Below are 24,436 nucleotides of genomic sequence, written 5' to 3' on the forward strand. Positions count from 1 at the left end.
AAGAACCTGCCAAAGCGCATGCGTGCGACGCTCTGTGCGTACAGCGAAGTGCGTGCAGCGAAATGACCTGTACCGGTCGCTCAACCGATGATCCGGAAGCGTTTACCTGGCGAGCTGAGAAATGTGCCCTGCGGTGAACCTATGCGACGACGGGGAAGCACCGGAAACGATTGTCATCGATGGATGTCATCGCTGTGATCGATAAGCTCAGGACAGCCCGGGCTGTCTTTCACGTCCCATTCGATCTCGAGCCTCTTGAAGCCGCGCGCGAAGAAGATGGTGTCGCGCACGGCGGTGTCCTCGCCCGCGGCCATGCGGAGATTCGGCAACCGCTCGAACAGCCGGGGTAACGCGATCTTCAACTGCAGGCGGGCGAGCGGGGCGCCCAGGCAGGCATGGACTCCCTTTCCGAAGGCGACGTGGGTGGCTATGGAGTCGCGGGTGACATCGAAGACGTCGGACTCGCCGAAAACCTGCTCGTCACGGTTGGCCGACGCCCAGTGGACCATCAGGTGAGCGCCGGCCGGGATTGCCACGTCATTGAGCACGGTGTCCTTGCGGACGGTACGGAAAAGTCCCTGCGCGGGTGACTCGAAGCGCAGGATCTCCTCCACCATGGCCGGCACCAGGTCCGGGTCGTTCAGCACGGCCTGAAGCTGGTCCGAGTGCGCCAGCAATGTGGTGAGACCGTTGCCGATGCTGCGGGTGACGGTCACATGTCCGGCGATGAGGAGGTTGATCGTCACGCGCATGGCTTCCTCATGCCTGATGGGCTCGCCATCGGCCACGCGGGCGTCCAGCAGGCTCGACATGAGGTCCTCTCCCGCCTTGCCCACCCGCGATTGAAGCGCGTCCATGAAATACCGCTGCATCGTCACGACGTCGTGCGCGCGGGTGACGAGTTCCTCGACGCCGTCGGTCGCCTGCAGGATGCGCAACCAGCTGACGCTCCACCGATGCAGGGTGGGGATGTCGTCGCGGGGGATACCGAGCATGTCGGTGAGGGTGAACATCGGAAGATTCCACGCGAACCTCTCGATGATATCCGCGCGGCCGTCGCCGGCGAACTCGTCAATGAGAGCGTCGACGTTCTCCCGGATGCGGCCTTCCAGCTCGGCGACGCGCTTGGGGGTGAACGCCTTGCTGACCAGCAGGCGGAGCCTGCGGTGAACCTGCCCGTCGCTGTCGGTGAGCGTCGGCGCCATGGGCCGGCCCGTGGCGAGGACGTCCAGCACCGGCTGCGGAAGCGGTCGCACGGAGGCACGGACCGCGTTCTGGGAGGAGAAGGTCTCCGTGTCGCGTACGACCGCGAGCACGTCCTCGTACCGGCTGACGACCCACAGCCCGTGCGCCTCGGAGTAGAAGACCGGGGCCTCACGTCGCAGCCGAGCGTAAAGCGGATACGGATCCGCCAGTTGCTCCGGTGAGAGCGGGTCAAAGCGGATTGGGCAACTGGTCATGACGGACGCCACCTCCGATGTGACGGCATTCCTGGCAGCGCGGTGTTGAACCAGCGTATGTACGCGGGATCGATCTCCAGAAACGACTTTTATCAATGGGGTTCATCGATGGCTTCGATCCATCGAGCCGGTGGCGGCTTTCGTGTGGGTTGCGGATGATGTGTGCCATGCGGTTCCAGATCCTGGGTGTCACGCGGGCGTGGCGTGACGACGGGAGCGAGGTGGCGCTCGGCGGTCCGGCCCGGCGGGGACTGCTCGCGCTGCTGGCGATGCGGGCCGGCGCGGCGGTGTCCTCCGAGCGGCTGATCGACGATCTGTACGGCGAGCGGTTCTCCGACGGGTCGGCGCACGCCCTGCAGTCGCAGGTGTCGCGGCTGCGGCGGGCGCTGAACCCGGGGGCCGAGATCGAGTTCGTGCCCGGCGGCTACCGGCTGGCGGCAGGGCCGGAAGAGGTCGACGCGTACCGGTTCGAGCGGCTGGCGGACGAAGGCCGGCGAGTTCTGGCGGAGGGCGATCCCGCGCGGGCGGCGGAGTCGCTGCGCGAGGCGCTGGGCCTGTGGCGCGGTCCCGCGCTGGCCGACGCTGCCGACGCCGGGTCCGCGCGGGCCGAGGCGGCGCGGCTCGAAGAGCGCAGGCTCGGCGCGCTGGAGGACCGGATCGAGGCGGAGCTCCGGCAGGGCGGGCATCGGGGGGCCGTACCGGAGCTGCGGGAGTTGACCGCGTCGCATCCGCTGCGGGAACGGCTTGGGGGCCTGCTCATGCGCGCTGCGGGCCGACGGCAGGCAGGCCGAGGCACTCATGGTCTTCGAGGAGATCCGCCGGTCGCTCGCCGACGAGCTCGGCGCGGACCCCGGGCCGGAACTCGCCGCGATCCACCGTTCGCTGCTGCGCGGCGAGCCGGCCGCGCCCGGGCTCCCCGCCCGGCTTACCACCTTCGTGGGACGCGCGGACGACCTCGCGGCGGTCGCCGACCTGCTGGCCAGGACCCGCCTGGTCACCCTCGTGGGCGCCGGTGGCGTAGGCAAGACGCGCCTGGCCATCGAGGCGGCGGACACGGTGGCGGGGACGGCGCTCGAAGTGTGTCTGGTGGAGCTGGCCCGGGTGCGTGACGGCGCGGAGGTGCCCGCCGCCGTGCTCGGCGCGCTCGGGCTGCGGGACAGCGGCTTCCACGCCGGGCAGGCCGTTCCGGAGTCGCGGCTGGTGGCCGCCTGGACCAGCCGCCGGTGCTGTTGCTGCTGAACAACTGCGAGCATCTGGTCGACGCGGTGGCGGCGCTGGCCGAACGGCTGCTGAGACGCTGCCCCCTGCTGCGGGTGCTGGCGACCAGCCGGGAGCCGCTCGGCATCACCGGTGAGAGCCTGTGGCCGGTCCGCCCGCTCGCGCCGGATCCGGCCGCGCGGCTGTTCGCCGACCGGGCGGCCGCCGTACGGCCCGGCTTCATCGTGGACGAGGCCGCCTCCGCGACCGTACGGCGGATCTGCGACGGGCTGGACGGGCTGGCCCTCGCGATCGAGCTGGCGGCGGCGCGACTGCGCACGCTCGACGTCGAGGAGCTCGCGGCAAGGCTCAACGACCGCTTCGGGCTGCTGTCGCGGGGCAGCCGCACCGCCGATGCGCGGCACCGGACGCTGCGCGCGGTCGTGGCTGGTGAAGAGCAGTGCGCCCATGGCGGAGCGAAGGGCGGCATGCAAGGCGTGCCGGGAGTAGACGGCAGCGGCGAAGCTCCGCTTCGGGGTACCTTCGGCCGCTGATCGCAGCCTACAAAGGACCCTACGAGGTGTCCCCGATCTGAAACTGATCCGTGATCACGAGTGCTTGACGCGAAAACCGCACGTCGTGGCGCTGCCCATCTGTGCAGTGCCCTACCGGGGGCACCCAACGAAAGCGCCCGTGACTTGGGAAAACTCAGGCCACGGACGCTCTTCTACGTCCGGCTGCGTACGGCTAGAAATGATCGTTTGCGGGTGGCCGTGCCAAATGCGTCTTAAGTAGGATCCCGAGACGACAACGACACGCAAAACGCCACCTCCCTTGCCTCTACGACGCCCGCTGCAACGCCTTTGAACGCAAGGGCATCCGATCGTGTCCGGCCTACAGCCAAACTCCGGCGATCATGCCAAGCGCCGACAACTTGATCAGCCAATCTCCGGCGTGGATCACGGCTAGCCGGACGTGCTCTCATGGACGATGGCGCCCACCCATAACACCACCGGGAAGCCGAGCCACAGAGCCAGGCCCAGAGTCAGGCCACCGATCCAACCGCCGGCCTGGAGATGGATAGCGAGCCCGGACACCACGGCGGCCAGAACGAGGCAACGCCCGGCCTCGGCCGCGAACATCCACGGCTTCATGGTGGTGGTGGTTCCTCCCGCAGCGGCCAGTCGTTCGCCCAGGATCGCGTAGTAGAACCCGCCCAGGACGAACGTCGCAGTACCCGCGGCCACGACAAGCAGCACGAACTCAGGCATCGCAACCACCGGCGTTCATGGCCGAAGCGAGGGTGGTGAGACGTTCGCGCCACCACCGTTTCATGCGATCCCCCTCATCGGGGTTCGCGAGCCGGGCGTGTTCGACGGTGACCGTGCTGCGGGTCTCGCCTTTGGCGACGATTGTGACGTTCACGCGGGTTCCGTCGTCAGCCCAGTCGAAGCGCGCGGATCGTGGCCGGGTGGCGGCACGTTCGCGGAGGTCTGCGCCGGGCAGTCGGCGTTGACGTTCGGCGGGGTCGGCGAACACGGTGAAGAGCCGGTCGGCGGGGGCGTTCACGGTCCGGGTCACGGTGATGGCGAAGCCGTCGGCGCGCTGGCCGACGGCGCGTCCGCCTCGAGCGCGCTCGTAGCTCACTGTGACCGCCTGCGCGGCCCACGCCAGCGGCACGATGCCCAGCGAATCGGCGACCCATCGGGCGATCTCCCGGTGCGGCCGCTGATCCATCCCCGCGCCGTCGAGCAGATCAAACCACTCCTCCCAGCCACGCCCGGTCCGCTCCCGGATGGCCGCGTCGGAGGTCGCCAGCACAGGACCCTCGCGGTACGCGGGACTGGTCGCCGCGCCGTCAGCGGACCCCGTCCGCCCGCCGGTCGCCAGCAGGGCGGCACGTGCTGCGGAGTAGCTCTCACCGGTCTTGGCCATCCGTGTTCGGACGAGCCGTTTGAAAGACCTTCGCGCCGTCATCATCTGCTCCCTGTCCACGGCGGCGACCCACGACTCACGCTCGTGCGACCCCGCCGGAAAGGGGCGTATATGACCGGCGTCCCAAGGGCTCCAGCCCCCTTTGCTCCCGCATGACCGGCGGCGTGAGCACCGGAACCGGGAGTTGGGCGCAGGACGGCGCCGCCATCAACAATACGCGGCCACCCATCACCGCGGTACCACGCCCTCCCGGCTGCCGTGGGGTCAGTTCTACAACCACCACCGCGGACCTCGAAGTTCCAGTCGCCCAGATAGCCGGACAGCAGCAAAGTCTCACCGCAGAAGGGATGCTTCGCACTGCCGCACGGACCCCGATCGGCGCGACAACCGGCATCTGGGATTCGGCGGCGGCATCCATTACTGCTTCGGCGCGCCGCTGGCCAGGCTGGAGACGCAGATCGCGCTCACCGAGCTCACCCGCCGGCTGGCCGGGCCACGACTCGTGGTCGATCCGCCGCCGTACCGGCGCCCACCGAACCTGCGCGGACCCGAACACCTGCTCATCGACGTCGACCGCGTCATCGGCAGATAGCCAGAGGTAAGGTGCCGACCAAGCTGACAGCAGTGAGACCGAGATTCCTTGTCCGCGAATGCATTGACGTACTCAGCGAATGAATAAATCCGCACAAATAGCTACACGGGCCAAAAGCCTTCCGAAACGCCTTGGGTAGCAGTCTGGGGAGGAAGCCGATCGAAGAGGAGGTCGAGATGACCACCGAATCGGCAGAGCGGGTCTCGTGGTCGGGCCGCTACTTTGAGGACTTCTCCGTGGGCGACATGTACCGGCATCCGCTGGGGCGAACAGTGACCGCCACGGACAACGTATGGCAGGCCCTCCTGACCCAGAACACCATGCCGGTGCACTTCGATGCGCACTATGCGGCCCAGACCGAGTTCGGCCGGCGCCTGGTGGACTCGACGTTCACGTTGGCCCTGGTCACCGGTCAGAGCGTCACGGACGTCTCGCAACACGTGATGGCGAACCTCGGCTGGGACAAGGTGCGGCTGCCGAACCCGGTGTTCGAGGGCGACACGATCTACTCGCAGTCGGAGGTGCTGTCCGTCCGGGAGTCGCGCTCGCGCCACAATGTGGGCATCGTGACGGTCCGCACTATCGGTTTCAACCAGCGTGGTGAGATCGTCATCATCTTCGAGCGCACCATGATGATCTACCGACGGGGTCACGGACCCGACGTGACCGCTGTGCAGCCGGTGTGGGACGAGCGTGCGCAGCGGGCGATGCAGGGGCCATGAGGGCCAGATCGTGGCTCGGATCGGCGACACGACAGCAGTTGCGGTCCATCAGGAGGTGTCATGAACGTACCGACCGACGTGCTGGACTTGGTACGAGACGGCGCGGACCTGATCGTGCCGATCCACCACGGCGAACCGCATACTGTCATTGACGCTCTTGAGGCCCACGCCGACCGCTTGACCGGTGTTCGGATCCATCAGATGGATCCCGCCCGCGAACGCCCCTATATCAACGGCAAATACCCAGGGCGGCTGACCCATGTCAGCTATTACCTGGGGCCGGGATGTCGGCAGGCGTACTGGAACGGCACGTGTGAGCTCGTTCCGGCGCACTTCAGCGAGGTGCCCCTGCTGCTACGCGAGTACACCCGGCATTCCCTGGTCCTGGCCGCGTCGACCATGCCGGACGAGCACGGCTACTTCAGCCTGGGCACCAATGCCGACTACGTGGCCGCGTTCATCGGTGAGGTGCCGTTCTTCCTGGAGGCCAGCCCGCGAATGCCACGCACTTTCGGGCAGAACCAGATCCACGTCAGCCAGGTCGCCGGCTGGTGCGTCGCCGACTATCCCCTGCAGGAGACGATGCCGGCCGTACCCGACGACCGGGACACGCGCATCGCGGAACTGGTCGCCGAGCGCGTGCCGAACGGGGCATGCCTGCAGATCGGCGTCGGCCGCATCCCCAACGCGCTGCTGGCAGAGCTGGCGGGGCACCGCGATCTGGGCGTGCACACCGAGGCGATGTCCGACGGCGTCATGCACCTGGCGGAACAAGGCGTCGTCACCGGTACGCGTAAGAAGCACCAACGCAACAAGCATGTCGCCACCTTCTGCATCGGCACCCGGCGTTTCTTCGACTGGCTCGACGGCAACGCGTCGGTGGCCATGCTGCCGGTCGACTGGGTCAACGACCCACGAGTGGTGGCCCGCGAACCCGCCATGATGTCGATCAACGCCACCAGTGAGATCGACCTCATGGGCCAGGCGGCCAGCGAAACCATCGCGGGTCGTTACTGGTCGGGCTCGGGAGGGCAGGCTGACTTCGCCCGCGGCGCCATGTACTCCGACGGCGGGCAGGCGTTCCTGGTCACCCACGCGGCCACCAGCGACGGCACGAGCAGAATCAAGGTCCAACTCGGCCACGCCACCCCGGTCACCACGCTGAAGAACACCATCGACCACGTCGTCACCGAGTACGGCATCGCCGAGCTGAGGGGCCGCAGCATTTCCCAGCGCGCGGCCGCACTGATCGCCATCGCCCACCCCGATCATCGCGACCGGCTCACCCACGAGGCCCGCCACGCCGGGTTGTTGCACTGAACGCGTCCAGGAGGGAACCGGGCATGGACGATATCGCCATTCTCGACACCGACACCGCCCACCAGCGGCTATCCGCGGAGGTGCGCGAACTCTGTGACCGTTTCGGCGACGAATACTGGCGCGCCCGCGACCGTGAGCGGGCCTATCCGGAGGAGTTCGTACGCGCCCTCACCGAGGCCGGGTATCTGTCGGTCCTCATCCCGAAGGAGTACGGCGGGCTGGGGATGGGGGTCACTGAGGGAAGCATCATCCTGCAGGAAATCAACCGTTCCGGCGGGCACTCCGCCGCTTGCCACGCCCAGATGTACACCATGGCACCGTTGCTGCGGCACGGCAGCGAGGAGCAGAGACGGCGCTATCTGCCCGAGATCGCGACCGGCAGGCTGCGGCTGCAGGCATTCTCCATCACCGAGCCCGAGGCCGGCTCCAACACCACCCGGATCCACACCATGGCGGTGCGCGACGGCGAGGATTACGTGGTGACCGGCCACAAGAACTGGACCAGCCGGATCGCCCAGTCGGACCTTCTGATGCTGCTGGCCCGCACTCGCCCACTGGCGGAGGACCCCGCTGAACGGACCGAGGGCATCAGTCTCTTTCTCGTCGACCTGCGTCAGATCCGCGAGGAGCAGCCCGGCGCGCTGGTCGTCGAACCGGTCCGCACCATGTTCAACTACGCCACCAACCAGGTCTGGTACAAGGGTATGCGGATCCCCGCCGACAGCCTGATCGGCGAGGAGGGGCATGGATTCCGCTACGTCATCGACGGCTGGAACGCCGAACGCATCCTGCTGGCCTCCGAGGCCATCGGCGACGGGTACTGGTTCCTCGACCGGGCGATCGCCTACGCCAGGAAGCGTGACGTCTTCGGTCACCCCATCGGGGCCGACCAGGGCGTGCAGTTCCCGCTGGCCCGCGCCTACACCCAGGTCGCCGCGGCGGACCAGATGCGCACCCGCGCAGCCGCCCTGTTCGACAGCGGGCGGCACAGCGGAGCTGAGGCGAACACGGCCAAGTTCCTGGCGAGCGAGGCCAGCTGGCAGGCGGCCAACGTCTGCCTGGACATCCACGGCGGCAACGGGTTCGTGGACACCTGGAACGTCGAGCGAAAGTTCCGCGAGACCCGCCTCTACCAGGTCGCCCCTGTCAACAACAACCTGATCTTGGCCTTCCTCGGACAGCACGTCCTCGGACTGCCCCGCTCCTACTGAACGCTCACGATCGTGCTCACCGAGCGGCTACCAAGCCAACCGCCGAAGACAACCAGAACACGGGCGCTCCTCCACGTCCGGCTACAACTGATCGTTGGTGGATGGTCGCGTTCGGAAGCGTAGAGACTCCCCCGATTTCACAGCGTCGGTGTCACTTCGGCACGGTGGATCCAAACCTGGCTCCTTCGCCTGATTTTGGGAGACGCGGGAAGCCCAAGGTTCCATCCGTGAACGAGATGTACTGGCCGACCCTGATCACGCTTCGAGCCATCGGCGGCTCTGGAACCAATGACGAGATCACCAAGGGCGGTTTCAGCGAGGAGCAGCAGGCGGTGCCCCATGGAGACGGTCCCACGACAGAGCTTGAGTATCGGCTCGCGTGGGCGCGTTCGCACCTCAAGGGCATGGGACTCACCGTGAACAGCGCGCGGGCCGTTTGGTCGCTCACCGAACACGGCAGGACAGCAACCAAGGAAGATGTGCAGCAGGCACGGGTCGGGTGACAGCAGAACGCCAAGTTCCCGCCACGCAACCCGGAGCGCTCGACGCTGGAACACCTCCACTTGCGCGGCCGCCTCAGCATCCGGCAGCCTTCAGCCCTGCTGATGCTGTCGAACTGCCCGCTGCCGTCGAGACTTTTTGGCCACGCCGGCAATCTACCTGCGGGGTCCGACATCTCGTCCGCATTTATCGCGGTGGTCGGTAGATCGGAAGTCTTCGCTGTGAGTTCTGACCTGGATTGCGCCGAAGCGAAGTGGATCCTTAGCGAAGCATCGGACATGCTGCTCGGAACCGAGCGGACCAGCAGGTTGTGCAGCGCGATAGCGTCGGCTTCCAAACGGGCCAGCGCAGCGCCCGTGCAGAAGGGCAGGTCGCAGCTTCGCGACAGGTGGTTCTTGCATGATCTGGCGACCTTGGCCGGTAGCCCATGATCACATAGCCTGCCACCGAGCCTGACCTAGCGGGGCCTTGGAGGCCACCGAAGGCACTACCAAATGCCTCCCCGATCACCGTTCCAGAGAGGGCACAGCTGACGATTTCCGCAGGTCAGCACTGATGTTCAGCTCGCGAGTTCTCTTGCTTCCTAAACCTGGTGTCGTAGGTTCGATTCCTACCGGGGGCACCCACTAAACGAACCCATCACCTGCACAAACGCAAGTCCGGTGATCTACGGCCAGATACGGCCGATTACGGCCGTCCGGTCCGGCGGCGGCCAGCGCGTTCGAGGCCCAGTCGAGCAACTCCAGGCTCTCCCGGTACGGCCACGGCGACCGGAGCGCTGGGGCTGCGGTCAGCAGATCCTGATCGATCGGTCCATTGGCGAGCAGCCCGCGCCCGAGCCTCTCCCTGCCCACGGCGCCAGTGTGCCGGTTCCCGCCGCGACCGGGCGACCGAATATCGGCCCAGCCAGGCTCGATCCGGTGAACGATGCCCGGCGATGCCAGCGAAATACTGCATGTTTGGACTATCTGCTGCATTATTGTACTTTATTTCCGTGACCAACGATCCTTCGCCGCCGTCTGCCGGCCCGATGTCCCTGCTGTTCGACGTGTGGCTCGTCATGAGCCTCGCCTCCCGTCTGCTCGACGACGCACTGGCGGGCAGCGGCCTCACTGGGGACGACTTCGGTATGTATTCGCTGGTGCGCCGGTTCGGACCGGTCACTCCGAGCCAGCTCAGCCGATGGACGGGGATGGGCGCCACGACCGTCTCGGCGTACCTGAAGCGGATCGAAGCGCGCGGCCACGCCCAGCGGACGCCCAATCCGGCCGACCGCCGGTCGTACCTCATAGGGCTCAGCTCGGACGGCGTCGCCACGCACGACGCGGCGACGGCGGCCTTCCTTGCGGCGATGCACACCCTTGCACCGGCGTTTCAGCCGGATTCCCTCGACGAACGGCTCGCGTTGCAGCGCCTCGACACCGCGTTGCGCGACGCGACCGGCATGGATCCCCGCCCTTACACCGTGACCGGCGACATCGGAGAGAACGCCGAAAGCCGACGACTCTCCTACCGCGGCGAACCGCTGAACACCGAGCAGGAACGGCTCGTGCGGCACTACATCGACTTCGTACGGGCTCAGCCCGTCGACGATCGTCCTTAGGAAGGAACAGGACATGGCTCTCAATTACCGGCCCCGGTCGCATGATGACCCCAGTGGACAATCGCCGGTCGCGACCGACGACGGCATCGACGTGACGTCGATCAGGGCGGCGGTCACACACGTCATGCAGACATCGAAGATCCCCGGCCTGTCGCTTGCGGTCACCCGCCACGACCGGCTGCTGTATGCCGAGGGGTTCGGGCTGGCCGACCGCGCCGCTGACCGCCCCGCGACTCCCCACACCAGCTACCTGTGGTTCTCCTTGTCCAAGATCGTGACCGCCACCGCCGTGATGCGCTTGGCGGATGAGGGGCGTCTCGACCTTGACGCACCTGTGCGCGAGTACATCGCTGCCTATCCCGCTGTCACGCCGCAGCCACGGGTACGACAGTTGCTCAACCACACGGCCGGCTTGGCCAACCCACTGCCGATCCGCTGGGTGCGGCCCGCCACGGCCGCCGTCGATGACGAACCAGACGCGTTCCTGGCGCGCGTTCTGCGCAAGTACGGCAAGCCCCGGCATCCCGTTGGGGGCTCAGCACGCTACTCCAACCTCGGATATCTACTCGCGGCCGAGGTCGTCGCGGCGGTGGCGGGCCGGCCGTTCGAGCGGTACGTCACCCAGGCCGTACTGGCCCCGGCAGGTATGAGCGCCACCGGATACCAGTACGCGCCCGAAGCCGACATGGCCACCGGCTATGTTCGGGGGCCGCGCCTGCTCACGACCGTGCTCTCGGCGCTTCTGCCCCCCGGCATCGCCGGTGAGCGCCACGGCCACTACCTGAGCCTTCGTCCGTTCCTCGTCACCGGCGCAGGCTACGGCGGACTCGTCGGCAACGTCGTGGATGCGGCCCGCCTCGCCGCGGTCCATCTCGGCGACGGTGTCGCCATCAACGGGCAACGCCTCCTGTCCACGCAATCCGCCCGAGCGATGCGGCTAATACAGGCCCGCGGAAAGCCGTTCGACCATGGCATCGGCTGGTTCCGCAGGCCGGACCACCGCGGCAGCATGCCGGAGTTCGTCGAGCACTACGGCACAGGCGCGGGCTTCTGGAACGGCATGCGCCTCTACCCCGGCCTGGACCTCGCAATCACCGTCATGACCAACACCACGCACGCTTACGACATCCACACGCTGCTCACCGACATCATGCGCGCCGCTGGCCACCCGCCACGATAGGAGGCGGACCCGGTTCGCATGCACGTGCCCGGGTTGGGGTTCGGTGGCGAGATCCCGGCCGACGAGGCGCTTGAGTTTGGCGCGGACGCCTTCGACGGCGTTCTTCCCGAGGTCGGGTAACCCACGACTGCTATGGCTGGGCCAGTTGCCAGAGCGCTGCTGAGGACCACAGGATCGCGACGAGAGTGACCAGGGTGCCGCCGGCGAGTGGCAATGCCCAGCCGGGTAGGTGCCTGCTGCGGACGATGAGTACCTTCGCGGCGAATGCGCCATAGAAGAAGCAGCCGGCGAGGGAGTGCAGGGCGACCCGGGCGCTGTCCGTCTGCACTCCGTAAGCGGTGATGCAGTGGTAGGCGATGGGGAGGGAGAGCACAAACAGCACGGCTCCGCCGATGCGGTGGGCGAGGTGTACCGGGCGGGGGGCGGCACCGGCCCCGGGTAGCCGTTGGTAGATCCACAGCGCCAATATGAGCTGGTAGATGGCCAGGCCCAGCATGGCGGTGCCGAGTTGCGCCTTCAGAAGGTTCGCGTCGTTGCCGCGGCGTCCGAACAGGCTGCTGGCGATGTCCGGGGTGTGTATCCGGCCGAAGGCGTACAAGGCCACCGCCACGGCCAGGGCGAGCCCGAGGGCTGTCGCCAGCCGCAGCCGGGCCGGGCGCGGTGACATCTTCGGCGGGGCTCCCACGTCCGTCTCTCCCTCCCGTGATCCCGGCCGCCGGGGCCGTCGCGACAGCCCGTTCGACGCGTTGTGCGTACGGCGGCTACCGTGGCCACTCAGCCTTTATCGATCTTGTTGCCGTGCGGGTCGAGCACGTACCACTTGGCACCAAAGGAGTTGAGACCCTGCCCGGTGGTGTCACCGGGCTTGGCGTCGGTGACGAAGTAGTACAGCGGGTGGCCGTTGTAGGTGACCTGGGTGGTGTGGTCGGTCCTGGCGGTGGTGCCGAGCAAGGCGGGTGATGCGCCGCTGCCGGCCTGCGGCTTGCCCTTGATGGTCAGGGGCGGCCAGACGGTCGTGCACTTGCCGTAGCAGGTCGAGCTGGTGCCCTTGTCCGCCTCGAACAGGTACAGCGTGCGTCCTCGGCCGTCGACGAGGATCTTCCCGAGCTTGGAGTCTCGGACCGCGACGGTGGCGTTCGCGACGGTGGCGCTGGCGGGGCGTGCGACGACGTTCGCGGTCCCGGGCGGGGCGGCATGGGCGGCGGGTGCCGCGGCGTGCTGGGCGCCGAGGGCCAGGAAGGCCACGGCGAGCGCGAGCACAGACCGCCGCTGGGTTCTCCGCGGTTCTGGAAGCGCGAAAATTCTCACGGTCCTGCTCCTGTTCAGGTAGCGGAGGTAAGGAAACTTCAGCGTCTCTACGAGCGCCCACCGTGTCAGGGGCCGTCGCCCAGTCGGGGTTCGGCCCGGCTCGTAGGGCTTGCGCCGTCAGAACTTGCCCGGCGCATTGCCAGTTCGGCCGCCCTCCAAATCATGGCGAAAGGCAGCATCGCAACGACAGGACGCAACTGAAATCTATGATCTCGTTGTTCTCTATCGTGGAGAACCTTCGTCAGTATTGCTCGCTGGTTCGAATATTGAGCGCTGAAGACTCTCTCCTGAGTGGAGAAACTTCCCGGTCGGGTGGTCAGCGGCGATAATTTTCTGTTCATTCGGCCGCTACACTCGCAACACCCTACGGTTCCGGGTGTCATCAAATACTGTCGCATTCACCACCATAGCCGACAGTGAGTGCGCGTAAACATTGCCGAGGCAAAGCCCTATGCAAGCTGCACCATCCACTCCGCGGTGCCGGTAATCCTAACCCCGACGCGGAGTGTAAAGAAAATGGTTCAGGCACAAAGTCCTGGTGACGATGCGTCATGTGGTGCGGGTGATTTCGAGCCAGTTGGCGGACCCTCCTCGTGGGGCTATCGCCGTAACCACGCGGGAATCGGCCGCGCTTGGGTTCGAGGTCGCCGCCTCCACGGTTGGGGAGATCCGCAAAGACCACGGCCCGGCTCGAACCGCTTCGACCTTGATCGCCTGGGCGATCCAGTCCTCGGTGGGTGGCGAATCCACCTTAAGGATGAGACGTTCACCCCGTAAGTTGTTGACCATCGGAAAGGTGACCGTATGGACCTGGAAGCCCGTGCTTCCGACCAGGATCGGGAGACGACCGTCAGGCGCCTCCAGCAAGCGTACGCCGATGGCCGTCTGGGCTCGGAAGAGATGGAACAGCGCGTCGAGCGCGCCCTGACCGCCGTGTCCCAAGGCGATCTGGCCACCTTGACCACCGACCTGCCCGAACGCCCTGGCGAGGTGGTGAACCTCACCTCGAAGGCGGGCAAGATCGTGCGCACCGGGCAGTGGCGGGTGCCCCGGGTGCTGCGTGTCGAGTCCGAATACGGCAGTCCGCGCCTCGACCTGAGCGAAGCGGTGATCGACTACCCCGAGGTCACCTTGGACCTCGACCTGCAGTTCGGCTCCGCCCATATCACCCTGCCGCAAGGCGCGAGCGCCGACACAGACGGCGTGAACTGCGAGTGGGGCAGCGTGTTGTCGGAGGTCCCGGGCGCACCTCGGCCGGGTCTGCTGCATGTGCGGGTGACCGGCAAGCTCGGGTACGGGAAGGTGCGCATTCGTTACCGGAGAACCCGCAAACACCGCTGGTTCACGCGCTGAGCACGCCCGACACTGCCATCAGAACTGAACTGAGCGTCGGCGCGGCGAGCACAATAGCCCCTGATCGGACAGCCAGTTCCGCTCGAAGCCAGCTATCTCCACCATCAGCTGTCCCAAGACCAAAGGACCATCTTCCCGATCATAGAAATGGCCGTTGAGCCTGCCGATGACGATCGGTCACCAGTGCGCCTCCGTACAAGAGTCACTAGATTGCGTCCGTGACTGATACGCCCGTCGAACCGGCTTGGCCGCGCCGACGTCCCTCGGTTCCGGGCTTGCACCTTGGTCAGCTGTTCGGCGTGGCGGTCACGACATGGAGTCTGGAATTCTTCGCCTGGCTTGGCAGCACGTCGATAGAGCTCAAGGAGTGTGGACTCGATCCACTGACCGAGTACGAGACCGACCTGTGCGCCCCAGCGAGCTTCTGGAGCTCGACCGCGTTCATTCTCTGGATGGCCAAACCGCTTGCCTGGGCGGTGGCGGCACTCTTTCTCTGGCGGTCACCTCAGCGCTGGACCCGCCGAAGGCGGCTCACCGCGTGGTCCATCCCCGGCTTCCCGATGATCAGCATCATGGCGCACGTCATCGTTGTCCTCCTGTACGCATGACCTCAGCCGAACGCTTCGTACGAGTCAGTGCACCGAGCGCGATCAGCAGTAATCCGGCCGAGGCCCACGCGGCCCAATCGCCCAAGGTGGTGTAGAGGGTGGTTGAGCCCTCCCGAGGCAGGGTGGCCGTGACCGTGGTCATGGTCGTTCTGTCGGTGTGGTGCTCGGTTAGGATTCGGCCGCGGTTGTCGCTGACTGTCAGCCAGCCTTCGCGTGCGGTGCGGGCCACCGTCAGGCCGTTCTCCACGCCGCGTGTCACTGCCATGCGGCTGTGCAGCCACGCGTCCACCCCGAAATCCCAGGCGGGTGCGAGCAGGGCGGCGGCGCCGGCCCGGCCGTACTGTCTGACCAGGTCGGGGAAGTCGAGGTCCTTGCAGATGATGAGGCCGAGGCGGGTGTCGTCGAGGAAGGCCAGGCTGGTGCCGGGGCGGAAGTTGCGCTCAATACCGGGGATCATGCGGGCTATTCAAGCGGGAATTCAGCTTTCACCATGAATCCTCCGTTTTGTCCTGCTCCGGCGCTGAGCGTCCCGCCGCAGGCCGCTGCGCGTTCGCGCATCCCGGCCAGCCCGTACCCGCCGCCCTCACCGGCCCTCGGCCGTCGTCGGCGATCTCCACCGTCAGGCTGTCCCGCCAGGTCAGAGTGAGGCGTACGGCGCGCGTACCGGCGTGTTTGCGTACGTTGGTCAGCGCCTCCTGGACGATGCGGTAGACGGCGGCCTCGACGCTTTCCGCGAGCAGGCGCGGGGTGCCGACGGTCGTGCTCGTCACATCGAGGCCGCTGCGGTCGAGCAGCGCGGGGAGGTTGGCCAGACGGGGCTGAAAGAGCGACTGCGCCGGTTCGCCCGGGGTTCGCAGGGCGGCGAGCACCCCGCGAAGCTCGGTCAGCGCGCTCCTTCCGGTGTTGGCGATCGCGTCGAAAGCCGCTTCGGCCTTGTCTGGGTCGCTGCGTACCACCACCGGCCCGGCTTCGGCTTGGACCACCATGAGTCCGACGGAATGGGTGAGGATGTCGTGCATGTCGCGCGCGATTCGGGTGCGTTCCTCGGCCACCGCCGCGATGTGCTCCTGCTCCCGGCGCCGTGCTCGCTCGGCCAGTTCGGCGGCTCGTGAGCGGCTTGCCCTGGCGCTGGTGCCCAGGGCGTACGCGGCTACGAAGGCGGTCCCCACCAGCCGGAAGGTCTCGTCGTTCTCCCCTGGCAGTACCAGTGAGGCGCCCACGGCCGCCACGATCATCGGGATCGCCGCCAGCCGCTTCCACGTGGGACTCAGGTCGGCGATCGTGTAGACGGCCAGCAGCGGCCCGAAGGGCAGGAACGGCTTCTCCCACATCACCATCGCCGACATCGCCGCCCCGACCACCACGGCTACCACCATCGGCGCCCGCCTGCGCCACCACACCGGCACCGACGCCAGCAGCCCCAGGCCGATGATCCACCACGGTTTGGGATCGGGCAGGAGAAGCGGCCCGACCGTGGCCAGGACGACGCCGGCCATGAGCGCCCCGTCAACCGCCCTCCCGGCCCGGCCCGCTGCGAACATCCGTCCATTATCGATCTGGTCAGTGCAGCACTGCGGGCTCCTGGAAACCTGCGGCCTGGCGGGTGAACAGCCGTGCGTACTCACCGCCCAGCGCCATCAGCTGGTCATGCGTCCCCTCCTCGGCGACCTTGCCCTCGGCGAGCACGATGATGTGATCAGCCTGGCGTACGGTGTTGAGCCGGTGGGAGATCAGCAGGCTGGTACGGCCCGCGCGGCAGGCGCGCAGCTGCTCGGCGATCGCGTATTCGGCGTCAGGATCCAGGCCGGAACTCGGCTCGTCCAGGATGAGCAGGTCCGCCGATTCGGCGCGGAGCAGGGCCCGGGCGATGGCCACCCGCTGCCACTGCCCGCCGGAAAGGAGCACACCCTGACCGGCCTCGTCTCCCGGTCCTGCGGCGAAGAATCGGGACAGAACGGTCTCGTATCCGAGCGGCAGCCCGGCGAGTGCCTCATGGACGCCCGCTTGGTTCGCCGCGACCTGAATCCGCCCAGAAGAGTCCAGCGCGGTGAGGTCGCCGATGGCGATGTTCTCGGCGGCGGTCAGGTCGTAGGCGACGAAGTCCTGGAAGACCGCGCCGATCCGGCGGCGAATGCCGTCGACGGGCAGGTCGCGCAGGTCGGTGCCGTCCCAGTGGATGCCGCCGCGGCCGGGGTCGTACAACCGGCACAACAACTTGACGAGCGTGCTCTTGCCCGCGCCGTTCAGCCCCACCAGGGCGACGGTCTTCCCGTACGGAATGGTCAGGCTCAGGCCGCTGAGCACCCACGGAAGACCCGAGCCGTAACGGAACCAGACGTCGCGCACCTCGATGGCGTGCCGCAGCGTGGCGACCACCCCCTCCGTGGCCGGTTCCGCCAGGTCGGCCTGCGCGCGCACGACATGCTCGTAGTGGTTCACGAGAGTGAGCGCCTGCTGGAGCTGGCCGAGTTGGACCGTCATCGACGACAGGCAGGACAGTACGCCCGCCACGGCGGCGGTGAGGACCGCCAGGTCGCCGACGCTGGCCCGGCCGGCCCCGATCTGCGCCACCATCGCGATCAGCGCGCCGCCCGCGACGACGGCGGCGAACAGGGTCAGCGCGCCGTTCTGGCGGACCGCGACGGTGTCGAGGCGGCGCTCGGCGCGCTGCCCGGCGTCGAGTTCGGCGAGCATCCGGCCGCGCAGGAAGCCGCCGATCCCGAACAGCCGGATTTCCTTGGCGGCCTGGAGGTCCAGCAGGAGCAGCTGGTAGAAGACCCTGCGGCGTTCGAGAGGCGCGGTCTCCCACATCATCTTCGTACGCGCCCGGCTGAGGCGGAGCTGGACGACCACGTCGGGTACGGCAGCGGCGGCCACGACCAGCGTGAGCCACGGGCTGAAGGTGCTGACGGCCCCGGCGAACCCCACCAGCGTCACTGCCCCGCTGAGCAGGCTGAGCAGCGCGTGCACCACGATCTGCGGAGTCGCCTGGCCGGACTTCTGGGCCAGTTGGAGGCGGTCGTGGAACTCCGGGTCCTCCAGCCGCGCCAGCCCCTTGATCCGGGACACGGCCGTGAACAGATCGTCGCTGGTCCGGCGAACGATCCGGCGCTGCTGCTCGCGCTGGACGTAGTCGGTGAGATGGGGCAGCAGGGCCACCACTCCCCCGGCGACGGCCAGCAGCAGTGCCGGCACGAGCGGGCTCGGCCCGGATCCCGTGGTGAGCCGGTCGATCAGCAGCTTGGTCAGCCAGGCGAGCGCGACGGGCGCCGCGCCGCCGGCGATCGCCCCGGCGAGCTGGATCATGGCGAGAACCGGCCCAGCCCGCCAGACAAGCGCCCCGACGGCGAGCAGCGCGGCTCCCGTCCCCCGCGACTCCGGTGACCTCATGCCCGTGCGAGGCGTCGCATCGGGTCGAGTTCGTGGCTGGAGGCCAGGACCGCGCCGTCCGGCCCGACCAGGAAGAACAGCGGATAGGCGGCGACCGCGAAGGCCGTGGCCACGGGACCGGCCTCCCCTTCGACGACCACCCTGCCGACCGCGTCCAGCGCCTGCAGCAGGTCGTCCGCGGCCGTACGACCGGTCGAGACGACAGCGAGCGCCGGGGTGGCGGTGGCGGTGTCGGCGAAGGCGGGGGCCTTCGGCAGGCACGACCCGCAGTCGGTGGAGAAGAACCCCACCAAGGTGACACCGTCGCGCAGGACCTCCTCGTCGACCGTCTCGCCCGTGGTCGTGGCGGCGGTGAACGAGGGGACCTTCGTCCCGTCGGCCAGCCCCACCTGCCACCGGCCGTCGGTGTGCCTGGCCCTCTCCCGCTCGTATTCGCGCAGCTTCCTGATGATCCCGCCGGTCAGCACCAGGTTGACGGCGACGAGCCCGGTCAGGACGAGCACGGCGGACAGACCGATGGTCATGAGCGCTTCCCTTTCCGATCGTGGTCGTGGCTCCGGAGCCGTCATGGGTCCGGAGCCCGGAACGTGAGTTCAGACCGTCAGCACTGACCGAGGTAGACCCAGCTGGCGCTGCACGTCGCCCGGGAGTAGGCCAGGCAGATGTTGCCGGTGGGGTTGGGGTAGCACTGCTTGTAGTGGTAGCAGCCGCCGGTGAGGGCGGAGTAGTAGCACGTGTCCGCCTGGGCTTCGGTCTTCGGCAGGAACGCGCTGAGGAGCCTGTCCCCCATTCGTGCGATTGTCCGGGTCATGAATCGCTCCCTTCGGATGGACGTGACCGGCCCTGTCGGGCCGCCTCCTCACGATGGACGGCGCCGGCTGCGCGGCGGTGAACGGGTGACGCGCAGGCCCGCGTAACCGGCGCGACACCGGTCACAGCTCAGCGGTCAGCCGGGCCGTGCGCAGCGTGGCCAGGTTGCGCGCCATGATCTCCTCGCCCCACAGGTTGTCCGCGTGCCGGCAGGCGCGCAGGGCGCGCTCGTGGGTGTCCGCCCAGTCCTCGTGCAGCCCGCGGGCGGCGTAGTAGTTGACCGAGCGGGCCGCGAGCTCCCAGGCCAGCTCGTGCTGCCCGGACGCGGCGGCCTGCGCGACGCACGCTCTGATCGCGGCGCGTTCGACGTCGAACCAGTCGAGGGCGTCCAGGACGAGCCCCCTGGCCCGCGCCGGCTTCATGTACCAGCGGGGGGCTACGCCGCCGATGTCCCAGGTGAGGCGTTCGAGGAGGGAACGGTCCGCGGCCTCGGCGAGCGCGAGCCAGCCGCCGATCGCCCGCTGCACCGCCCCCGCGCGCAGCTCGGGCGGTTCCTCCGCGGTGGCGCGTTCGCGGGCGTGCAGCCGCAGGAGATCGATCAGGCGATAGCGCAGCCGGCCGCACGCGTCGGCACCGGTGCACTCCAGCAGATGGACGTCGAGCATCTCTTTGATCAGCGCCTCCGCCTGCTCCGGAGAGACGTCGAGCAGCGCGGCCGGGACCCAGGACGCGAAGTCGGGGACGTCGAGCAGGCCGAGCAGCCGGTACGCCCGCCGGCTCGGCTCACTGAGCGCGGCGTAGCTCGACCTCAGGCGGTCCCGTACGGACAGGTCCCCCGCGGTGAGCTCGTCGAGGCGGGACGGCTCCGCCCGCAGCCGGGACGCCAGACGGGCCAGGCCCAGATGCTCGTCCCCGGCCACCCGGGCGCCCGCGATCCGCAGCGCCAGGGGAAGCCGGTCGCAGAGCCGGACGATCTCGGCGGCCGCCCACTCGTCCGCGCTCTCCGCGCCCGCGACCCTGGCGAACAGCTCCTGCGCCGCCGCCTGGTCGAGCGCGGACAGCCGCATCGTCGTCCGGGCGCCCAGCGCGGCCAGCCTGCGGCGGCTCGTGACCAGCACCGCGCAGTGCGGGCCGCTCGGGATCAACGGCCGGACCTGCGCCTCGCTCGCGGCGTCGTCCAGGATCACGAGCACCCGCCGGCCCGCGGTCAGCGCCCGGTACGCCTCCTGCCGCTCCTCCGGCGTGGCCGGAAGCCTGCGGCAGTCCGCCCCCAACGGCACGAGAAAGCGGCCGAGCACCCGGTCGGGGGCGACCGGCCGGTCGCCGGACCCACCCAGTTCGGCATAGAGCTGGCCATCGGGGAACTGCTCGCGCAGCCGATGGGCCACGTGGACGGCCAGCGCGGTCTTGCCGGTCCCCACCCCGCCGACCACCAGCGCCACGGATCCTCCGGCGGCCAGAGTGCGGCGCAGCGTCTCGGCCTGCTCCCACCGCCCGGCGAAGTCGGCGAGATCGGGCGGCAGGAGACGGGGGGAAACCGGGTCCGCCCCGCAGGTGTGCTGGACGGCCGGCAGCCCGAGCGCCGCCTCGGCCGCCAGGGTCATCGCTCCGTCGTCGAGGACGGCGTCGTGCACGCTCCTGAGCAGCCGGCCGGGCACCACCCCGAGCTCCTCGCGCAGCGCCGTACTCGTGCGGTGATAGATCTCCAGCGCCTCGGCCTGCCGCCCGGTGTGGCACAGGGCGAGCATCAGAAGGGCGCAGAGCCGTTCACGGTACGGGTGGAGCGTGGCCAGCGGGGCGAGCTCGGCCGACACCTCGTCGTGCAGGCCGAGGGCGAGTGTGACGGCGGCGCAGTCCTCGTGGACGCGCAGTTGCTCCTCCTCCAGCCGCCGCGCCTCGGCGGCGACCAGCAGCGGCTCCTCGATGTCGGCGAACGCGGGGCCGCGCCAGAGGGCGAGCCCTGGCGGAAGAGCGCGCGGGCCGCCTCCAGGGATCCCCGTTCGACGGCGGCACGCGCGTCCCCGGTCAGCTCGGCGAAGCGCAGCGCGTCCAGTTCGCCGGGCGTGACGACCAGGGCGTAGCCGCCCGGGCCGTACGCGATGCGCCCCTGTTCTCCGGTCAGCTGCCGGAGCCGCCGCACATACACCTGGACGGTCTTGCGTGAGCTCGGCGGCGGTGCCTCGCCCCACAACGCCTCGATCAGCGTGGGCACCGCGACGGCCCGGCCCGGCCGGCACAGCAGGACGGCCAGCAGCCGGCGCACCATCGGGGCGCCGATCGCGATGTGTGCTCCCCCGTGGCGGACCTGCAATGGCCCAAGAACGCCGAAGTCCGTGGTCATCAGATTCCCATCCGGCATCGCTCCATGGTGATCTGCCGGGGATGTCGCGACCAGGCAGTTGACCGGCAGTTGGTTCCTGCCTGACGGGGCGGGCCGATGGCATAATGCGGCTTCGCGCCCCGAATCCAGCAGGATGACCAGGATGATCGCTCCGCTAGTGATCACGCACCGGCGTCGGCTCGGCCTGACCCAGGAAGAACTCGCGGACAGGTCCGGCCTGAGCGTACGGGCGATACGCGACATCGAGTCCGGCCGCGTGGGCAGCCCGCGGCCGACCACGCTCCGCCTGCTCGCGGACGCCTTCGGGCTCGCGGACGACGACCGCGACCTCTTCGTCGGCTCCGCGCGTGTGCCCGCTCCCGCGCCGTCCCGCGAACCCGCAGGTGAGCGCCCGTGGACGCGGGTGGCGCAGCTGCCGCCCCCGGGCGGCGTCTTCGTGGGCCGGGCCGAGCAGCTCGCCCGGCTCGACGCCCTGCGGCCCGCGGGGCGGCGCCTTCCGGCACCCGTCACCGCCACGGTCGTGGGCACCGCCGGGGTGGGCAAGACGGCCCTCGCCGTGCACTGGGCGCACCGGTCCGCCGCGCACTTCCCCGACGGGCAGCTCTACGCCAACCTGCGCGGGCACTCCGCCGAATCGTCCGTGACACCCGAGTACGCGCTCGCGGGCTTCCTCCGCTCACTCGAGGTTCCGGCCGAACAGATCCCGCGCGACCTCGACGCGCTGGCAGCGATGTACCGTTCATTGACTTCCGGGCGGCGCATTCTGGTCCTGCTGGACGACGCAGGGGCGCCCGGCCAGGTGCGCCCGCTCCTGCCCGCGAGCGGCATGGCCCTGATCACCAGCCGGGACGAGTTGCGCGGGCTGGTCGCGCTCAACGGCGCGCACCCGGTCGTGCTGGCTCCGCTCCCGGCGGCCGAGTCGCTCGTGCTGCTTGGCCGCATCCTCGGACCGGACAGGGTCGAGGCCGACCCGGACGCCGCCGGTGAACTGGCCGGGCTCTGCGCCCACCTCCCGCTGGCGCTGCGCATCGCCGCCGCCGACCTGACCACCCATCCCGAGCTCACCGTCCGTACGGCCGTGAGCCGCCTGGCCGCGGACCGCCTGGACCACCTGGAGATCACGGGAGACCCCTCGGCGGCGGTCCGCGTCAGCTTCGACCTCTCCCTCGACGCCCAGCCGCCGCCCGTCCAACGGGTCTTCCGCCTGATGGGCACGGCCCCCGGCGGTGACATCTCGATTCCCGCCCTCGCGGCGCTGGCCGGGATCTCGACCGGCGAGGCGGCCGAGGCGACCACGCTGCTGGCGGGCGCGCATCTCGTCGACCGCTCTCCCACCGGCCGCTCCGCCATGCACGACCTGCTGCGCGCGTACGCGGTGGAGCGCGCGGCGCGCGAGGACGGCGCGGCCGAGACGCGGGCGGCCCTGACCCGGCTCTACGACCACCTCCTCGGCCGGGCCGAGGCCGCCGCCGATCTGCTCTATCCCGAGGTGCTCCGGCTTCCGCGATTCGCGGACACCTTCGAGTACACCTTCGAGGACACCAAAGCCGCCGCCGACTGGCTGGAGGCCGAACGGGAGAACCTCGTCGCCGCCGTCCTCCGGGCCGCGGCGGACGGCCCCCCGCATGTCGCCTGGACCCTCACCGCCGCGCTGCGCGGCTACTTCTCCATGCGGATGCTCGCCGTCGACTGGTCGGCCTGCGCCGAAGCCGCGCTGACCGCGGCCTACGCGGCCGGCGAGTGCCGGCCCGCCGCCGTACTCGAACTCGGCCTGGCCTGGCTGCACGTACGGCACAGCAGGGAGAAGGAGGCGATCGACCACTACACGAAGGCACTGGAGCTCGCCGAAGAGGCCGGGTGGGTGGACTGTCAGGCCGCCACCCTGGGCGCGCTCGCCTCCGTGCACTTCTACTCCGGGCGGCTGGCCCAGGCCGCCGACGTCTACGCGCGGTCGTTACGGGCCAACGAGGAGGCCGGCAACGTCGGCGGCCAGGCCGTACAGTCGAGCAACCTCGGCCAGGTCTGCTACGAGCTGGGCCGGACCGCCGAGGCGGCGCACCACCTCGCCCGCGCGCTGGAGCTCTATCGGCGGATCGGGTCCCGAGCCGGCGAGTCGCACACGCTCTCGGACCTGGGCGCGGTGTACCGCGTCGCGGGCGACTTCCGCCTGGCCGAGAGCCACCTCGACCAGGCGTGCGCCCTGCAGCGGGAGGTCGGCGACCGGCTCGGCGAGGCGGAGTCACTCCATCGGCTCGCCGCGGTCCACTGCGACACCGGCCGGCTGCCGCGCGCGCACGAACTCGCGCAGGAGGCCATCGCCGTCGCCCAGGAGATCGGCCACCTACGCCTCCAGGTCCGGGCCAGGGCCGTGCTCGGGACCGTACAGTTCCATCTCGGTGACCACCGGCAGGCGTTCGACACCGACCGCGAGACGTTGCGGATCGCACGCGACGCCGGAGAGCGTATCTCCGAGATCACCGCGTTGATCGGCCTGGCCCGGGCACGGCACCGGCTGGGCGGCGCGGACGACCAGGCCCTGGACTACGCCACCGCGGCCCTCGCGCTGGCGCGCGGCACCGGCCACCGCATCCTCGCGGCCCAGGCCATGACCACCGCCTCCGAGATCCACCTCACCCGGGGCGAGACCGCGCCGGCCCTCAGCCGGGCCTCGGACGCCATCGCCCTCCACGAGGAGACCGGCCACCGCCCCGGCGCCGCCCGGAGCCTGATCGCGCTGGGCAACGCACTGCGGCGCGAGAACGGCACCGCCAAGGCCCGTCCGGTCTGGGACGCCGCCCGTGCGCAGCTGGCCGAACTCGGCATGTCCGACGAAGAGTTCCGCGACCTGGTCGACCCGTCGTACTGGAGCTAGCACCAGCTCGGCGCGGGACCGCAACAGAGAGTA

21 protein-coding genes and 2 pseudogenes are annotated in these 24,436 nt (G+C 69.1%); 11 read left to right on the top strand and 12 right to left on the bottom strand.

What is annotated here, in order from left to right:
- Positions 1–173: 173 nt before the first annotated feature.
- The gene (locus tag KIP79_RS49740) at positions 174–1,472 is read right to left on the bottom strand and encodes a cytochrome P450 (protein WP_214108609.1); all 1,299 of its coding nucleotides are present in this window, start codon (positions 1,470–1,472) and stop codon (positions 174–176) included.
- A 257-nt stretch (positions 1,473–1,729) separates the two neighbouring features.
- Between KIP79_RS49740 and KIP79_RS47575 the strand changes: the two are divergent.
- Both KIP79_RS47575 and KIP79_RS47580 read left to right on the top strand, forming a co-directional pair.
- Positions 1,730–2,699 (top strand): annotated as a pseudogene (locus KIP79_RS47575) (AfsR/SARP family transcriptional regulator).
- Entirely contained in the window at positions 2,684–3,211 is a 528-nt protein-coding gene (locus KIP79_RS47580) for a hypothetical protein (protein WP_250214145.1), read from the top strand. Before KIP79_RS47575 ends, KIP79_RS47580 begins: the two are co-directional and overlap by 16 nt.
- Positions 3,212–3,622: 411 nt before the next feature.
- Here the strand turns inward: KIP79_RS47580 and KIP79_RS31575 are convergent, their stop codons facing one another.
- Together KIP79_RS31575 and KIP79_RS31580 are read right to left on the bottom strand one after the other, a co-directional pair.
- Positions 3,623–3,928, bottom strand: coding sequence for a hypothetical protein (locus KIP79_RS31575; RefSeq protein ID WP_214108610.1), 306 nt, complete (start codon positions 3,926–3,928; stop codon positions 3,623–3,625).
- Entirely contained in the window at positions 3,921–4,592 is a 672-nt protein-coding gene (locus KIP79_RS31580) for a hypothetical protein (RefSeq protein ID WP_214108611.1), read from the bottom strand. The genes KIP79_RS31575 and KIP79_RS31580 overlap by 8 nt, the downstream gene beginning before the upstream one ends.
- Positions 4,593–5,360: 768 nt before the next feature.
- Here KIP79_RS31580 and KIP79_RS31585 point away from each other — a divergent pair.
- From KIP79_RS31585 to KIP79_RS31610, 6 genes are all read left to right on the top strand, one after another.
- Positions 5,361–5,906, top strand: coding sequence for a MaoC family dehydratase (locus tag KIP79_RS31585; protein WP_214108612.1), 546 nt, complete (start codon positions 5,361–5,363; stop codon positions 5,904–5,906).
- Positions 5,907–5,966: 60 nt separating this feature from the next.
- Positions 5,967–7,226 carry an acetyl-CoA hydrolase/transferase family protein gene (locus KIP79_RS31590; RefSeq protein WP_214108613.1) on the top strand — a complete coding sequence of 420 codons (1,260 nt, stop codon included), beginning with the start codon at positions 5,967–5,969 and terminating at the stop codon, positions 7,224–7,226.
- A 23-nt stretch (positions 7,227–7,249) separates the two neighbouring features.
- On the top strand, positions 7,250–8,437 hold the full coding sequence (locus tag KIP79_RS31595; protein ID WP_214108614.1) for an acyl-CoA dehydrogenase family protein: 1,188 nt from the start codon (positions 7,250–7,252) through the stop codon (positions 8,435–8,437).
- Positions 8,438–8,673: 236 nt separating this feature from the next.
- The gene (locus KIP79_RS31600; protein ID WP_250214149.1) at positions 8,674–8,940 is read left to right on the top strand and encodes a winged helix-turn-helix domain-containing protein; all 267 of its coding nucleotides are present in this window, start codon (positions 8,674–8,676) and stop codon (positions 8,938–8,940) included.
- A 992-nt stretch (positions 8,941–9,932) separates the two neighbouring features.
- The gene (locus tag KIP79_RS31605; protein WP_214108616.1) at positions 9,933–10,541 is read left to right on the top strand and encodes a MarR family winged helix-turn-helix transcriptional regulator; all 609 of its coding nucleotides are present in this window, start codon (positions 9,933–9,935) and stop codon (positions 10,539–10,541) included.
- 13 nt (positions 10,542–10,554) lie between these two features.
- Positions 10,555–11,721 carry a serine hydrolase domain-containing protein gene (locus tag KIP79_RS31610; protein ID WP_214108617.1) on the top strand — a complete coding sequence of 389 codons (1,167 nt, stop codon included), beginning with the start codon at positions 10,555–10,557 and terminating at the stop codon, positions 11,719–11,721.
- 130 nt (positions 11,722–11,851) lie between these two features.
- Here the strand turns inward: KIP79_RS31610 and KIP79_RS31615 are convergent, their stop codons facing one another.
- Both KIP79_RS31615 and KIP79_RS48685 read right to left on the bottom strand, forming a co-directional pair.
- Positions 11,852–12,406, bottom strand: a complete 555-nt coding sequence (locus KIP79_RS31615; RefSeq protein ID WP_214108618.1) for a DUF6529 family protein — start codon at positions 12,404–12,406, stop codon at positions 11,852–11,854.
- An 89-nt stretch (positions 12,407–12,495) separates the two neighbouring features.
- On the bottom strand, positions 12,496–13,029 hold the full coding sequence (locus KIP79_RS48685) for a COG4315 family predicted lipoprotein (protein ID WP_214108619.1): 534 nt from the start codon (positions 13,027–13,029) through the stop codon (positions 12,496–12,498).
- 804 nt (positions 13,030–13,833) lie between these two features.
- Here KIP79_RS48685 and KIP79_RS31625 point away from each other — a divergent pair.
- Positions 13,834–14,382, top strand: a complete 549-nt coding sequence (locus tag KIP79_RS31625; RefSeq protein ID WP_214108620.1) for a DUF1707 SHOCT-like domain-containing protein — start codon at positions 13,834–13,836, stop codon at positions 14,380–14,382.
- Positions 14,383–14,600: 218 nt separating this feature from the next.
- On the top strand, positions 14,601–14,990 hold the full coding sequence (locus tag KIP79_RS31630; RefSeq protein ID WP_214108621.1) for a hypothetical protein: 390 nt from the start codon (positions 14,601–14,603) through the stop codon (positions 14,988–14,990).
- On the opposite strand, the gene KIP79_RS31635 is transcribed toward KIP79_RS31630, so the two are convergent.
- The 7 genes and pseudogenes from KIP79_RS31635 to KIP79_RS49745 form a co-directional block, all read right to left on the bottom strand.
- Positions 14,965–15,447 (bottom strand): nitrilase-related carbon-nitrogen hydrolase, encoded by a 483-nt coding sequence (locus KIP79_RS31635; RefSeq protein ID WP_214108622.1) that lies wholly within the window; start codon positions 15,445–15,447, stop codon positions 14,965–14,967. The genes KIP79_RS31630 and KIP79_RS31635 overlap by 26 nt on opposite strands.
- 28 nt (positions 15,448–15,475) lie before the next feature.
- On the bottom strand, positions 15,476–16,531 hold the full coding sequence (locus tag KIP79_RS31640) for a sensor histidine kinase (RefSeq protein ID WP_214108623.1): 1,056 nt from the start codon (positions 16,529–16,531) through the stop codon (positions 15,476–15,478).
- Positions 16,532–16,550: 19 nt separating this feature from the next.
- Positions 16,551–18,380 (bottom strand): ABC transporter ATP-binding protein, encoded by a 1,830-nt coding sequence (locus KIP79_RS31645; RefSeq protein ID WP_214108624.1) that lies wholly within the window; start codon positions 18,378–18,380, stop codon positions 16,551–16,553.
- The gene (locus tag KIP79_RS31650) at positions 18,377–18,904 is read right to left on the bottom strand and encodes a TlpA family protein disulfide reductase (RefSeq protein WP_214108625.1); all 528 of its coding nucleotides are present in this window, start codon (positions 18,902–18,904) and stop codon (positions 18,377–18,379) included. Before KIP79_RS31650 ends, KIP79_RS31645 begins: the two co-directional genes overlap by 4 nt.
- Before the next feature lie 77 nt (positions 18,905–18,981).
- A complete protein-coding gene (locus KIP79_RS31655) occupies positions 18,982–19,170 on the bottom strand; it encodes a hypothetical protein (protein WP_214108626.1) in 189 nt (62 codons plus the stop codon).
- A gap of 142 nt (positions 19,171–19,312) precedes the next feature.
- Entirely contained in the window at positions 19,313–21,427 is a 2,115-nt protein-coding gene (locus KIP79_RS31660; protein ID WP_308169987.1) for an ATP-binding protein, read from the bottom strand.
- Positions 21,313–21,774, bottom strand: a pseudogene (locus KIP79_RS49745) (AfsR/SARP family transcriptional regulator); the annotation flags it as partial. The gene KIP79_RS31660 and the pseudogene KIP79_RS49745, both read right to left, overlap by 115 nt.
- Here KIP79_RS49745 and KIP79_RS31665 point away from each other — a divergent pair.
- Complete coding sequence (locus tag KIP79_RS31665; RefSeq protein WP_214108628.1) at positions 21,674–24,403, top strand: ATP-binding protein; 2,730 nt, start codon at positions 21,674–21,676, stop codon at positions 24,401–24,403. The pseudogene KIP79_RS49745 and the gene KIP79_RS31665 overlap by 101 nt on opposite strands.
- The last annotated feature ends 33 nt before the right edge of the window (positions 24,404–24,436 follow it).

Source organism: Acrocarpospora catenulata (genome assembly GCF_018476525.1).
In the GTDB taxonomy this organism is placed as follows: Bacteria; Actinomycetota; Actinomycetes; order Streptosporangiales; family Streptosporangiaceae; genus Acrocarpospora; species Acrocarpospora catenulata.

Bases quoted from the DNA above. Each gene is read 5' to 3' on its own strand.
- KIP79_RS31585 (WP_214108612.1), top strand. From the start codon at position 5,361: ATGACCACCGAATCGGCAGAGCGGGTCTCGTGGTCGGGCCGCTACTTT.
- KIP79_RS31635 (WP_214108622.1), bottom strand. From the start codon at position 15,447: ATGATCCCCGGTATTGAGCGCAACTTCCGCCCCGGCACCAGCCTGGCC.
- KIP79_RS31580 (WP_214108611.1), bottom strand. From the start codon at position 4,592: ATGGCCAAGACCGGTGAGAGCTACTCCGCAGCACGTGCCGCCCTGCTG.
- KIP79_RS31595 (WP_214108614.1), top strand. From the start codon at position 7,250: ATGGACGATATCGCCATTCTCGACACCGACACCGCCCACCAGCGGCTA.
- KIP79_RS31625 (WP_214108620.1), top strand. From the start codon at position 13,834: ATGGACCTGGAAGCCCGTGCTTCCGACCAGGATCGGGAGACGACCGTC.
- KIP79_RS31640 (WP_214108623.1), bottom strand. From the start codon at position 16,531: ATGTTCGCAGCGGGCCGGGCCGGGAGGGCGGTTGACGGGGCGCTCATG.
- KIP79_RS31575 (WP_214108610.1), bottom strand. From the start codon at position 3,928: ATGCCTGAGTTCGTGCTGCTTGTCGTGGCCGCGGGTACTGCGACGTTC.
- KIP79_RS31600 (WP_250214149.1), top strand. From the start codon at position 8,674: ATGTACTGGCCGACCCTGATCACGCTTCGAGCCATCGGCGGCTCTGGA.
- KIP79_RS31655 (WP_214108626.1), bottom strand. From the start codon at position 19,170: ATGGGGGACAGGCTCCTCAGCGCGTTCCTGCCGAAGACCGAAGCCCAG.
- KIP79_RS31650 (WP_214108625.1), bottom strand. From the start codon at position 18,904: ATGACCATCGGTCTGTCCGCCGTGCTCGTCCTGACCGGGCTCGTCGCC.
- KIP79_RS31590 (WP_214108613.1), top strand. From the start codon at position 5,967: ATGAACGTACCGACCGACGTGCTGGACTTGGTACGAGACGGCGCGGAC.
- KIP79_RS31645 (WP_214108624.1), bottom strand. From the start codon at position 18,380: ATGAGGTCACCGGAGTCGCGGGGGACGGGAGCCGCGCTGCTCGCCGTC.
- KIP79_RS31665 (WP_214108628.1), top strand. From the start codon at position 21,674: ATGATCGCTCCGCTAGTGATCACGCACCGGCGTCGGCTCGGCCTGACC.
- KIP79_RS31610 (WP_214108617.1), top strand. From the start codon at position 10,555: ATGGCTCTCAATTACCGGCCCCGGTCGCATGATGACCCCAGTGGACAA.